The organism is Enterobacter cloacae subsp. cloacae ATCC 13047, assembly GCF_000025565.1.
Lineage (GTDB): Bacteria > Pseudomonadota > Gammaproteobacteria > Enterobacterales > Enterobacteriaceae > Enterobacter > Enterobacter cloacae.
Genome location: NC_014121.1, coordinates 2,062,588 through 2,074,493 on the forward strand (window position 1 = coordinate 2,062,588; position 11,906 = coordinate 2,074,493).

General features: G+C 55.1%; 11 protein-coding genes. 3 read left to right on the plus strand and 8 right to left on the minus strand.

Annotated features, from left to right (window positions below; genetic code table 11):
* Nucleotides 1-27 precede the first annotated feature (27 nt).
* On the plus strand, nt 28-924 hold the full coding sequence (locus ECL_RS09975; RefSeq protein ID WP_013096646.1) for a DMT family transporter: 897 nt from the start codon (nt 28-30) through the stop codon (nt 922-924).
* Between the two features lie 32 nt (nt 925-956).
* On the opposite strand, the gene ECL_RS09980 is transcribed toward ECL_RS09975, so the two are convergent.
* On the minus strand, nt 957-1,631 hold the full coding sequence (locus ECL_RS09980; protein ID WP_013096647.1) for a DUF3313 domain-containing protein: 675 nt from the start codon (nt 1,629-1,631) through the stop codon (nt 957-959).
* Nucleotides 1,632-1,765: 134 nt separating this feature from the next.
* Nucleotides 1,766-3,361 carry an ABC transporter substrate-binding protein gene (locus tag ECL_RS09985; RefSeq protein WP_038419397.1) on the minus strand — a complete coding sequence of 532 codons (1,596 nt, stop codon included), beginning with the start codon at nt 3,359-3,361 and terminating at the stop codon, nt 1,766-1,768.
* A gap of 110 nt (nt 3,362-3,471) precedes the next feature.
* Here ECL_RS09985 and pepT point away from each other — a divergent pair, with 110 nt between their 5' ends.
* On the plus strand, nt 3,472-4,701 hold the full coding sequence (gene pepT, locus ECL_RS09990) for a peptidase T (RefSeq protein ID WP_013096649.1): 1,230 nt from the start codon (nt 3,472-3,474) through the stop codon (nt 4,699-4,701).
* Here the strand turns inward: pepT and tehB are convergent.
* Nucleotides 4,698-5,291 carry a tellurite resistance methyltransferase TehB gene (gene tehB / locus ECL_RS09995; protein ID WP_013096650.1) on the minus strand — a complete coding sequence of 198 codons (594 nt, stop codon included), beginning with the start codon at nt 5,289-5,291 and terminating at the stop codon, nt 4,698-4,700. The genes pepT and tehB overlap by 4 nt on opposite strands.
* Nucleotides 5,291-6,292 (minus strand): dicarboxylate transporter/tellurite-resistance protein TehA, encoded by a 1,002-nt coding sequence (gene tehA, locus ECL_RS10000; RefSeq protein ID WP_013096651.1) that lies wholly within the window; start codon nt 6,290-6,292, stop codon nt 5,291-5,293. Before tehA ends, tehB begins: the two co-directional genes overlap by 1 nt.
* A 122-nt stretch (nt 6,293-6,414) precedes the next feature.
* Here tehA and ydcK point away from each other — a divergent pair, with 122 nt between their 5' ends.
* Complete coding sequence (gene ydcK, locus ECL_RS10005; RefSeq protein WP_013096652.1) at nt 6,415-7,395, plus strand: YdcK family protein; 981 nt, start codon at nt 6,415-6,417, stop codon at nt 7,393-7,395.
* Here the strand turns inward: ydcK and rimL are convergent.
* From rimL to ECL_RS10025, 4 genes are all read right to left on the minus strand, one after another.
* Nucleotides 7,390-7,938: a 50S ribosomal protein L7/L12-serine acetyltransferase gene (rimL, locus tag ECL_RS10010; protein WP_013096653.1), complete on the minus strand. Its 549-nt coding sequence runs from the start codon at nt 7,936-7,938 to the stop codon at nt 7,390-7,392. The genes ydcK and rimL overlap by 6 nt on opposite strands.
* 45 nt (nt 7,939-7,983) lie before the next feature.
* Nucleotides 7,984-9,639: a glucan biosynthesis protein D gene (locus ECL_RS10015; protein ID WP_013096654.1), complete on the minus strand. Its 1,656-nt coding sequence runs from the start codon at nt 9,637-9,639 to the stop codon at nt 7,984-7,986.
* 243 nt (nt 9,640-9,882) lie between these two features.
* Nucleotides 9,883-10,656, minus strand: a complete 774-nt coding sequence (locus ECL_RS10020; protein WP_013096655.1) for an ABC transporter substrate-binding protein — start codon at nt 10,654-10,656, stop codon at nt 9,883-9,885.
* 10 nt (nt 10,657-10,666) lie between these two features.
* A complete protein-coding gene (locus tag ECL_RS10025; RefSeq protein ID WP_013096656.1) occupies nt 10,667-11,836 on the minus strand; it encodes a pyridoxal phosphate-dependent aminotransferase in 1,170 nt (389 codons plus the stop codon).
* Nucleotides 11,837-11,906: the final 70 nt, after the last annotated feature.

Here is an 11,906-nt window from a genome sequence, read left to right on the forward strand (position 1 = left end):
TTTCCGTGGTTTGAGAAGAGAGACAACATGAACGCATTGTTATACGGACTGGTGGTGGTTATCTGGGGAACCACCTGGATTGCAATTTTCCTGCAGCAGGGTCCTGTGGCGGCCCCGGTGTCCATTTTCTGGCGTTTTGCGCTGGCCAGCGCCACGATGATGGTGGTGCTCCTGGCGCTTGGCCGCCTGTGTAAACTGGCGCTGCGGGATCACTTGTTCTGCGTGCTGCAAGGATGCTGCGTTTTTTGCTTCAACTTCTGGTGCTTTTACACGGCAGCGGCGCATATTAACACTGGCCTGGAGTCGGTGATATTTTCCATGGCGGTGCTCTATAACGCCATTAACAGTTTTATTTTCTTCGGACAGCGTCCACCCGCGCGTTTCTGGACAGCCGCCGCCCTGGGTCTGGTGGGGATCATCACCCTCTTCTGGGACGATCTGCTGGCCAGCGGCTGGAGCGTATCGCTGCTGACTGGCATTGGCCTTTCCGCACTCGGGACCTACGGCTTCTCGCTGGGCAACATGATCAGCATGCGGCATCAGCGCAGAGGGCTAGAGACGATGACCACCAACGCGTGGGCGATGCTCTACGGCACGCTGGTGATGGGCTGCATCGCGCTGTTCAGAGGCGACAGCTTCGCGCCGCAATGGACGATGAGCTACATGGGGGCGCTGGTCTATCTGGCCCTGTTTGGCTCGGTGATTGCCTTTGGCGCCTACTTCACCCTGGTCGGACGCATTGGTCCGGGCAAAGCGGCCTACAGTACGCTGCTCTTCCCGCTGGTGGCGCTGTCCATCTCCACGGTGTATGAAGGCTACGTCTGGCACATTAACGGCATTATCGGGTTACTGCTGATTCTGGGCGGGAATATGGTGATGTTTACCAGACCGGAAACTTGGTTCAGACGCCTGCGTACGGCATAAAAAAACGGCCTGCGCTTGCAGACCGTATATGATTATTTCGCTGTTTTATGCACATCAAACATGGTGGCGTCCGTCGCCATGTCATCAACAACCTGCTTCAGCGTCGCGAAGGTCATTGGTGAATTTTCGTTGTTCAGCTCTTTACCTTCACCTTTACGAACAACCTTGATTACCGGTTTGTTCGTCGCCGCATCAATCAACTCACCCTCGAAAAAGAGATGGGTATCCATGGTGCGATGGCCGGTTGCCATCTGCGTACCTGCCACCACCAGCGCAACAGGCACCACTTCATAGAACTGCAGACCTTCTTTCTGCGAGCTCACCCCGGTGATCGCCCCGCGGAAAATCAGGCTGTGTTTGCCCGGCGTCGTCACAATTGGCTTGCGTTGGCCAATCGCGGTTTTCATTTTGTTATTGGTGTAATTTAACAGCTCATCAAGCGTACGTTGACCAATCTGAGTGGTCGGTTTAGGTGCCGGATAATAGGTAATCGGCGTCCAGATGATACTGTCGTAATTTGCTTCGTTATAAGAAGGATCGACCCAACGCAGGGTTGGTTTACCCGTTGCGGATGTCGTTTGCTGCAAGCCTGAGTAATCTTTCAAAAAGCCGGAGTATTGTTCAGGCGCGGCGACCTTGGATGAACACCCCGCCAGCGCCAACAGACCAGAAAGCACTGCAACTTTAAAAAAAGTGTGAGTACGCATGATGGTTTTCCATGTTATCTGCAAGTATGCATTTGAAGTTATAGCAAAAGTCAGGCGGGTTTGTTGTGACAAAAAATGATGCCGGGAGCACAATTTGCGAAAAGTCTGCCCGCCAGACGACGGGCAGTGAAAAATCATGGTTTGATATCAACCTGCCAGAAGATATGTTTGCCAAACGGGTCGATTTCGTACCCCGTGACTTCCTTACGAACCGGTTCAAAAATCGTGGAATGCGCGATCATCACCGCGGGCATCTGATCGTGCATCATCTGCTGAGCCTGTTTATACAGCGCCACGCGTTTGTCATGATCGGTTATCGATTTTGCCTCGGCGATGATGTCATCAAACGGCTTGTAGCACCATTTGGCCGAGTTTGAACCGCCGTTCGCCGAGGTGCAGGTAAAGAGCGGACCAAAGAAGTTGTCCGGATCGCCGGTCGCCGTGGTCCAGCCCATCAGCGCGGCCTGATGTTCGCCGCCCTTCACTCGCTTCAGGTACTCGCCCCATTCGTAGGTAACGATTTTGGTCTGTACGCCCACCTTCGCCCAGTCCGCCTGAATCATCTCCGCCATGCGTTTCGCATTCGGGTTATAGGGGCGCTGCACCGGCATCGCCCATAAATCGATGCTGATACCGTTGGCAAAACCGGCCTCTTTTAACAGCGCTTTGGCTTTTTCGGGATCGTATTCGTAATCCTTCAGCTCGCTGTCAGCCCCCCATACCCCCGGCGGCAGCAGGTTCTTCGCCGCCGTGCCAGTGCCGTGGAACACGGCGTCAATAATGGCCGGTTTGTTGATGGCCATCGCCAGCGCCTGGCGCACTTTCACATTATCCAGCGGAGGCTTCTGGGTATTGAACGCCAGGAAGCCGGTATTCAGCCCCGCCTTGCTCATGAGATTGATATCCTTGTTCGCCTTCATCCGCGGCAGATCGGCCGGGTTCGGGAACGGCATCACCTGACATTCGTTTTTCTCGATTTTGGCAAAACGGACCGACGCATCCGGCGTAATGGTAAACACCAGCCGATCCAGCTTCGATTTCCCCTGCCAGTAGTCCGGGAAGGCGGTGAACAGGATGCGGGAGTCTTTCTGATATTGCGCCAGCTTAAAGGGGCCGGTGCCGATGGGCTCCATGTCCACCTTCTCCGGCGTGCCCGCCTTGAGCATCGCGTCGGCATATTCCGCCGAAAGAATGGAGGCAAAATACCACGCCAGATCGGCGACAAATGGCGCTTCCGGGTGCGCCAGGGTAAAGCGCACGGTATGGTCATCCACTTTATCAATCGCGGTGATTAAACTGCCAAACTCCAGACTTTCAAAGTTGGAATAGCTGCCGTTAGAGACGTTATGGTAAGGGTGATTCGCATCCTTCTGGCGCATAAACGAGAAAATCACATCATCGGCATTAAAGTCGCGCGTTGGCGTAAAGGACTTATTGCTTTGGAATTTCACCCCTTTGCGCAGATGGAAGGTATAGACCTTGCCGTCTTCGCTCACCTCCCAGCGCTCCGCGAGGCTCGGCACCAGCTCCGTGGTGCCAGGTTTGAAATCGACCAGCCGGTTATAGACCGGCACCGCGCTGGCGTCCACGCTGGTACCCGAGGTATATAACTGAGGATTAAAATTTTCCGGAGACCCTTCGGAGCAATACACCAGCGTTTTCGCGGCTACGGTGGAACTGACCGTGAGCGCGGCGAGTGCCAGGGTTAACGTTGTGAGTTTGCTTTTCATCATTTATTCCTGTCTTTTAATTCGACGGCTAATTAATTCTTTTGCCATTTCATAAATAACATTAAAGTGAGGGAGCAAACACCCGAAAAATAAATAAGGAAGAAAACACTATGGGCTCGCCGCTTTCCAGACAATTAACGCAACGCTTTTTCCGTTATCTCGCCATCACCAGCCAGAGCGATGCAAAAGTCAGCACTCTCCCTTCCACTCCGGGCCAGCATGAGATGGCGCGGGAACTGGCGAAAGAGCTGACACAGCTGGGCTTAGACGACATTGTCATCGACGAATTTGCCACGGTCACCGCGGTAAAAAAAGGCAATGTGCCCGGCGCGCCGCGGATTGGATTTATTACCCATATTGATACCGTTGACGTGGGATTATCACCGGATATTCATCCACAAATATTAACCTTCACTGGTGAAGACCTCTGTCTGAATAAAGAGAAAGAGATCTGGCTTCGCGTCAATGAGCACCCGGAAATTCTGGCCTATCCCGGCGAAGAGATTATTTTCAGCGATGGAACCAGCGTATTAGGCGCAGATAATAAAGCCGCCGTGACTGTGGTGATGACCCTGCTGGAAAACCTGACGTCGGCGCATCAGCATGGGGATATCGTGGTTGCGTTTGTGCCGGATGAGGAGATTGGCCTGAAGGGGGCAAAAGCGCTGGATCTGAAGCGCTTCGACGTTGATTTTGCCTGGACGATTGACTGCTGCGAGCTGGGTGAAATTGTCTATGAAAACTTTAACGCGGCGGCGGCAGAAATCCGTTTTACCGGCGTCACCGCGCACCCCATGTCTGCCAAAGGCGTGCTGGTGAACCCGCTGCTGATGGCGACGGATTTTATTAACCATTTTGACCGCCAGCAAACCCCGGAGTGCACCGAGGGGTGTGAGGGCTATATCTGGTTCAACGGCATTCAGTCCGGGCAAAACGAGGCCGTACTGAGAGCGAATATCCGCGACTTCGATCAGGCAAGCTTTTCCGCCCGTAAGCAGCAGATTGCCGACGTCGCGGCGCTGATTGCCGCCCGACACCCCACCGCTAAGGTGGAGTACCAGATTGAGGATACCTACAGCAATATCAGCAATGCGATTGGGGAAGATCGCCGGGCCATAGACCTGATGTTTGCGGCAATGGAATCCCTTGGGATCACCCCCAAACCCACCCCGATGCGCGGCGGAACAGACGGCGCGGCGCTTTCAGCCAAAGGGTTGTTAACCCCGAACTTCTTCACCGGCGCGCACAATTTCCACTCACGGTTTGAGTTTCTGCCGCTGTCGTCGTTCGAGGCCTCTTACCACACTGCCCTGCAGCTCTGTCTGCTGGCCGCCCGTTAAGCGGGTTTACGCGCCAGCAGGGTCGCGAAGCGCAGCTTGATGCGGTTGCCGTTCTCGTCGGTGCGGTGCAGTTCGCCGGGATCTTCGTTGTACTTAAGCAGATCCCAGCCTTCGTAATAGTGGCTCAGTTCGCCGGTTTTGAATGCAAACGGGAAGCCGACGGTACAAGGATAATCCGCAGTATCCATGGCGGCCACAATCAGGTTGTAACCGCCCGGTTTCGTGCAGCGCTGCATATTGGCGATCAAACCAGGGATGGTTTTCGCTTCAAGGAACATCAGCACCACGGTGGAGAGAATGAAATCGTATTCCCCGTCAAAGCTCAGGCTGTTCAGATCTTTGATCGCCGTCTGTAGGTTTGCTATCCCTTCCGCCGCTTTAATGCGTTCGATGTTATCGATGCTCATGGGGTTTTTATCCCACGCCGTCACATCGTAACCGTTAGCGGCCAGGTAGAGGCTGTTGCGGCCATTGCCGCAGCCGAGATCGAGCGTTTTACCGGGCTTAACGATCTCTGCGCTGTACAGCACCTCTGAATGGGTACGGGTGAGTCCATATTTCTCGGTGAAGTAGTTTTCGTCGACAGCCATTATTGTTCCTCAGATTGCATAAGCCGTGCTTTCTCAGTGCGCACCAGAAGTTTGCCCTGTATCAGCAGGATGAATGTACGAACCAACAGCATCCCAATGATGAAGTTAGTGAAGATAAAGAGCGGCACAGCAATGGCGTGGAAAAAGCCTGACGCGCTGCTATGCCCCAGATGCAGGCCGGTGGTTGCCAGTGCCGACACGCCAAACGAGAAGCTCCAGAACGATGCGTTAAACGGCTGAGACATGTACCACGGCAACAGACGCAACATAAACAGCAGTTGCAACAGGCCATAACCGAACAGCATTTTGGCAAAGGTATCGGCTTCACCGCCGTTGACGCTAATCCAGGCGCTGCAGGCCACCAGCGCCGGGGCCAGTTGTATACCCAGCGACGTACGCAGTGCGGTGGGCAGTTCACCCGCGCTACGAAGGCGCTGGAGAATAACCGGTTCCAGGCTGAGCCAGGAAAAGACGCCTGCGCCGAGGAAGACTAACCCTGCATCGTTAAACCCCAGCGCACCACACGCCATCGCGCTGATAAAATTGTTTGCCACCGTAGGCAGATATAACCCCGGCGTTGTCGCCTCCTGAGGATGGTTACCGCGCCATAGCCCGGCGCTTTGCCAGGCGGCATAGGCAAGCTGCACCACCACGCCCACGGCAAACAACACCAGCGAAACCGGGCGGTACCAGGGGACAAACCCAATCGCAACCAGCATCGTGGTGGCCGGAAAAAGGCTGACAAAGCTGCTCATTACCGGGTGTCGCATTTCCGCCAGCACGCTACGCGGGAAACGCACCGCGCGCGTAATAAACGCCACCGTCAGTAAAAACCAACATACCACCGCAAGGGCAACCAACCCCTCACCCGGCCAGCGCGTAACCGGCCAGAGGGTGCTGGCATATCGCCAGGCGAACCCCATGCCGATAATGCCAAGGACCATGCCAAAATAACCTGCGGGGAGGTTAAGTACCTGCCGGGTTTCGTCATTTTTATTCATTAATTTTAAATTTTAAAATGTATTTGAAATGCCATTTTAAGGTGTTTCCGCCTCGGATGCCAGCACAACGCAAAGCTGAAAGTTTGCTACGTTTAGTGAAGACGCTTACCAGGGATAACACGATGAAAAAGTATCGGCTCAGCGATGAAACCCGGCTCTGGCACTGGAAAAACGGCGAAACGCCCCACTCGGCTACATTAAAACAGATTATCGCCACGACAGATTTTAATGACGTCGCCGCCGGGACGAAAGGCGGCTGGATTGAAGATGAACGCGCCTTGTCTCAGGAGGGGAACTGCTGGATCTACGACGAAAACAGCGTGGTCTTCGCCGGTGCGACCGTCTCGGGCAATGCCCGTCTGACCCTGCCGTGTGTCGTCAGCGACCATGCCCATATTAGCGGCAACAGCTGGCTGGACGGGGCAAACGTGAGCCATGGGGCGCGAATAAGTGACAACGTCACCATTCAAAACTCCACCGTACGGGGGGAATGCCATATTTTTGGTGATGCCCGGGTGCTGCATAACAGCATGATTATCGCCGCCAAAGGCTTAACCCCAGACCAGGAGCAGATCCTTAAAATCTACGACAACGCGACCGTCAGCCAGTCGCGCGTGGTGCATCAGGCGCAAATCTACGGCGAGGCCATCGTCAATTATGCGTTTATCGAGCACCGTGCCGAGGTGTTCGACAAGGCCATTCTTGAAGGGAACGATATCAATAACGTCTGGGTCTGCGACTGCGCAAAAGTGTACGGCAACGCGCGCCTGATTGCCGGATTCGACGACGATGCCATTCCTACCGTGCGTTACAGCTCCCAGGTGGCTGAGAATGCGGTGGTGGAAGGCAACTGCGTAATTAAGCACCACGTGCTGATTGGCGGTCAGGCGTGGCTACGCGGGGGGCCGATCATGATTGATGATAAGGTCGTGATTCAGGGACGGGCGCGGATCAGCGGCGACGTACTGATTGAGCACCACGTTGAAATCACCGACGATGCCGTCATTGAGGCTTTCGACGGCGACAGCATTCATCTGCGCGGCGAAAAAGTGGTTAACGGCGAGAGTCGAATCACCCGCACGCCCCTGCTGGGCGCGCTATAGGTGGAAAACTCTGCCGTAAAGGTTCACATCGTCATAACGGCCATTGAGGTATTCCGCTTCCCGCAGGCACCCTTCCAGGGTAAAGCCGTTGCGACGCGCAACGTTGTTGCTGTTCTGATTCGCCACCCGGCACTTGATCACAAAACGGCGGATCTCGCCCCGCTCAACGTAGTAGCGCATAAATGCCTGCAAGGCGCAGGAGAGGATCCCCTTCCCCTGATGCGCTTCATCGAGCCAGTAGCCGATGTAGCCCGTTTTATTAACCGGCTCAATGGAATTGAACGACAGCACGCCCACCAGTTCGTCCGCCTGAAAAATAAGAAACATTTTCGCGTAGCCGCGCTGATGTAGCATCTGGTTGCTTTGCACGTTACGTCGGGTGTCTTCTTCCGTTCCCACGTGCTGCGCCCAATCAAACGCGGTTTGCAGAAAGGTGCGTTTTTTGACAACGAGGTTGTGCAGATCGGCGGTGTAGCGCTCTTCGACGGCGCGAAGTTCGATAGCGTCTGATACCGGGATAATTTCGAATTTTGCTGCGGTCATTGCCCCTCACCCTAACCCTCTCCCAAAGGGAGAGGGAATCGATCGTTAACGCATTACCCGGTCGTCAACGTAATTACGTTTGTCCGGCGCTGGCGGGAAATACTGATACAGCCAGGTTTCACTGATCGCATCGCCCTGACAGCGCAGGAACAGGCGCATGTCCACCGGCTCCGTCGAATCGGACGTTGGGTACCAGTCAAACAGAATGCGGTATCCGTCAAACGGCTCAACGTAGAGGATTTCCACCTGCTTCGCTTCACCGCTGGAGAGCGTGATCACCGGCTCAATCCCCTTCGGCGCGGCCGCTTTCAGATCGCCGCCGACAAAGTCGATGGCGAAGCGGCGGGCCCACACTTTCGGGTAGTGTTCACCTGGCGCCCAGCCTTCCGGGAAGCCGCCCATACCGGTACGCGTCGCGAAGACGTTGGCCAGCGGGGAACGTACCGGCGGCATGGCGCTCCAGTACAGGCGATATTTGAAGTCCAACTCATCGCCCGCTTTGACCGCTTTTTCCGGCTGCCAGAAGCAAACCACGTTATCCAGCGTTTCACCCGTGGTCGGGATCTCCATCAGGCCAACCGCACCTTTACCCCAGTCGTTACGCGGCTCCACCCACAGGCTTGGGCGTTTGTTATACCAGCCCATCACGTCCTGATAGTGGGAGAAATCCCGGTCAAGCTGCAGCAAACCAAACCCTTTCGGGTTTTTATCGACAAAGGCATTGAACTGCAATTTCTGCGGGTTGTTCAGCGGACGGCAGATCCACTCGCCGTTACCGCGCCACATGGCAAGACGGTCAGAGTCATGGATCTGCGGATGAATGGTGTCGCACATACGGCGCTCGTTATTGCCGCAGCTGAACATACTGGTCATCGGCGCGATACCGAGCTGTTTGATGTCTTTACGCGCATAGAGATGGTTTTCCACCTCCATGATCACCTGGCTCTTCTCGCAGTGGATCACGAACTTATAGGCACCGGTAATGCTTGGGCTGTCCAGCAGCGTATAGACGGTAAAGGTGGTGTCGCCCGGTTTGACGGTTTCAAACCAGAAGGCCGTAAAATCAGGAAACTCTTCCGGCGTGTCGGTAAAGGTATCCACCGCCAGACCACGCGCCGACAGGCCGTACTGGTAAGTGTCATCCACCGCACGGAAATAGCTCGCGCCGAGGAAAGAGACAATATCGCGACGCGCCAGCTCAGGCGCTTTGAAGGCGCGGAAGCCGGCAAAACCGAGGTCGCTCTGCCCTTCCAGCTGTTTGGTATCTACCCCGGTATCCCCGTAGCTGAAGAGCTCCGGGCGGAAGTGGATCTCACGCGCCTGGGAGGTCGACTGGTCCAGGGAGAACATCCGCACGCGGCGGCGGAAGCCCATCCCCATGTGGAAGAACTGCACGTCAAGCTGACGGCCTTCAATGTTATTCCACAGGGACTGCTTTTCATCGTACCGGATGGCGTTATAGGCCTGCGGCGTCATGGTTGCCAGCGTTTCCGGCAGCGGACGCGGCGCACCACCCCACGGGGTTTTCGCCAGGTCATGGGCCATGGATTGCAGTACGGAGAAGTCAAAACGACGGCTCTGGCCATCGGCGATGTCAGAGTCAGCGGCATAGGCCGCTCTGGAGAACAGTGAAGCAAGGCCAGAAGTGCCGCTCAGGGCTGCCATTGCCAGCGAACCTTGTAAAAAACGTCTGCGATTCATGCCTGGAAAAACGTCCTTATGGTCGTGTGAATGTGTTTCGCGCTCGGCGAAATGACGGCAAGAAAGAACGCACAGCCTAAACAAAAACGGTTAAGAATCCAATTGTTGGCCGGTGATTATATGAGCAAAGTGAGAAATATTTTCTGTCGACCAGAACGGCCCGAAAGTGGTGTAAAGAAAGCCTGGAAAGTGTGAAGAAAAATGCCCCGGTGCGACATCGACAACCGGGGCGAAATGAGGTGGTTATTTTACGCTGACATCGATACCCGGGAAGTACTTATCAGTGAGTTTTGCGATCGTGCCGTCGGCACGAACTTTATCAATCGCGGCATCAAGCTGCTTTTTGGTGGCCTCATCCCCTTTGCGCAGCCCAAAGCCGATCCCGCTGCCGAGGATGGTGTCGTCAGACACCGGTTTGCCGATAAAGCCAAACCCTTTCCCCTGCGGCTTGCTCAGGAACCCTGCCTGCCCGGCCGCGGACATCACCAGCGAGGCGTCGATGCGGCCATTCAGCAAATCGCCCCACGCCATATTCTGATCTTTATACGACACTACCGTGACACCCTGCTTTTCCCAGTGCTCTTTGGCATAGGTTTCCTGAATGGAACCCTGCAACACGCCAATGGTTTTGCCCTTCAGCCCTTCAGGTGTCGCCTCTACTGCGGTTCCGGCCTTGCCCACTAACTGCGAGGGGATGCGGTAGATAGGTTGGGTAAAATCGATACTTTTGCGCCGCTGTTCGGTGATGTTCATCGCCGAGTTGATGGCATCAAATTTCTTCGCCACCAGTCCCGGAATCAACGCATCAAAGGATGTTTCCACCCAGGTGCATTTCAGCGCTGCGGCTTTGCAAATGGCATTCCCCAATTCAACGTCAAACCCTTCCAGCTCGCCGGAGGCATTGCGGCTCTCAAACGGTGGATATTCCGCTTCCAGTCCGTACCGCAGTTCGGTGGCCGCGAATGACGAAAACGTACACAGCAGTCCCATGCCGACAACTAACGCGCGTAATTTCATCTCAAACTCCTTAGCGTGGTTCAACCCGACACAGGGCCTGGGCACCTGCCCGTAACGTCGCCTCATCTTTGGCAAAAGAGAGACGAATCAATTTATTGTCCGTACCATCCGTATAGAAAGCGGACAGCGGAATGGTCGCGACACCGCACTCAACGATCAGCCGTTTCACCATCTCGCTGTCGGGCTCGTCGCTGAATGGGCTGTAATCTGCCAGCAGGAAGAACGAGCCCGCGCTCGGCAGCAGTTTAAACGGCGACTCAGCCAGCAGAGTTTGCAGCAGATCGCGCTTGCGCTGATAAAACGGCGCCAGCGACAGCCAGGTTTGCGGATCGGTCATATGTTCGGCAAACGCATGCTGCATTGGCGTATCGGCAGAAAACATCAAAAATTGATGCACTTTACAAATCTCTTCCATCAGTGCCGCCGGTGCAACACAGTACCCCACGCGCCATCCGGTAACGTGATAGGTTTTTCCGAAGGAAGAGATAATGACGCTACGCTCCGCCAGCTGCGGGTGTGTGGCCATACCGTGGTGCGGCTCATCGTCAAAAACGACGTGCTCATACACTTCGTCAGACAAAATAATGATATCGGTATTGCGCGTCACGGCCACCAGCTGCTGCAGGTCATTCGCGGAGAACACCTGCCCGCTTGGATTATGTGGCGTGTTGATGATGATCATGCGCGTTTTGGGGGTGATGGCCGCGCGGACCTCATCCCAGTTCACGGCAAAATCCGGCACCGTGAGTTTGATGGCGACCGGGGTGGCGCCCTGAAGGCGAACAATCGGCGCGTAGCTATCAAATGACGGTTCGAAGTAGATCACCTCATCGCCCGGATGCACCAGCCCGCTGATGGCGGAATAGAGCCCCTGGCTGGCACTGGCGGTAACCAGCACCTCGCGCCCCGGGTCATACGTGGTGCCGTAAAGGGTGGCAATTTTCTCCGCGATACGCTCTTTCAAAGACTGCAGGCCGGTCATCGCGGCATACTGGTTATGCCCTGCCTCCATGGCGCGGGTAACGCCCGCAATCAGTTTCGGGTCGCAGGAAAAATTCGGTGCGCCCTGAGAAAGATTGATGGCGTTGTGCTGAGCAGAAAGCTGGCCGATTACGGTAAAAATGGTGGTACCCACATCCGGTAATTTGGAACGGGTTTGTACCGCGGTCTTCAGGGTCATCATTTATCCTTCTCATGGGGATTGCATAACTATTCAAACAACAACGCCGTTGCCGGGACAATCGAATTGT

Excerpts from the sequence above, each read along its gene's own strand:
- ECL_RS09975 (WP_013096646.1), top strand. The coding sequence starts at position 28 with ATGAACGCATTGTTATACGGACTGGTGGTGGTTATCTGGGGAACCACC.
- ECL_RS09980 (WP_013096647.1), bottom strand. The coding sequence starts at position 1,631 with ATGCGTACTCACACTTTTTTTAAAGTTGCAGTGCTTTCTGGTCTGTTG.
- ECL_RS09985 (WP_038419397.1), bottom strand. The coding sequence starts at position 3,361 with ATGAAAAGCAAACTCACAACGTTAACCCTGGCACTCGCCGCGCTCACG.
- pepT (WP_013096649.1), top strand. The coding sequence starts at position 3,472 with ATGGGCTCGCCGCTTTCCAGACAATTAACGCAACGCTTTTTCCGTTAT.
- tehB (WP_013096650.1), bottom strand. The coding sequence starts at position 5,291 with ATGGCTGTCGACGAAAACTACTTCACCGAGAAATATGGACTCACCCGT.
- tehA (WP_013096651.1), bottom strand. The coding sequence starts at position 6,292 with ATGAATAAAAATGACGAAACCCGGCAGGTACTTAACCTCCCCGCAGGT.
- ydcK (WP_013096652.1), top strand. The coding sequence starts at position 6,415 with ATGAAAAAGTATCGGCTCAGCGATGAAACCCGGCTCTGGCACTGGAAA.
- rimL (WP_013096653.1), bottom strand. The coding sequence starts at position 7,938 with ATGACCGCAGCAAAATTCGAAATTATCCCGGTATCAGACGCTATCGAA.
- ECL_RS10015 (WP_013096654.1), bottom strand. The coding sequence starts at position 9,639 with ATGAATCGCAGACGTTTTTTACAAGGTTCGCTGGCAATGGCAGCCCTG.
- ECL_RS10020 (WP_013096655.1), bottom strand. The coding sequence starts at position 10,656 with ATGAAATTACGCGCGTTAGTTGTCGGCATGGGACTGCTGTGTACGTTT.
- ECL_RS10025 (WP_013096656.1), bottom strand. The coding sequence starts at position 11,836 with ATGACCCTGAAGACCGCGGTACAAACCCGTTCCAAATTACCGGATGTG.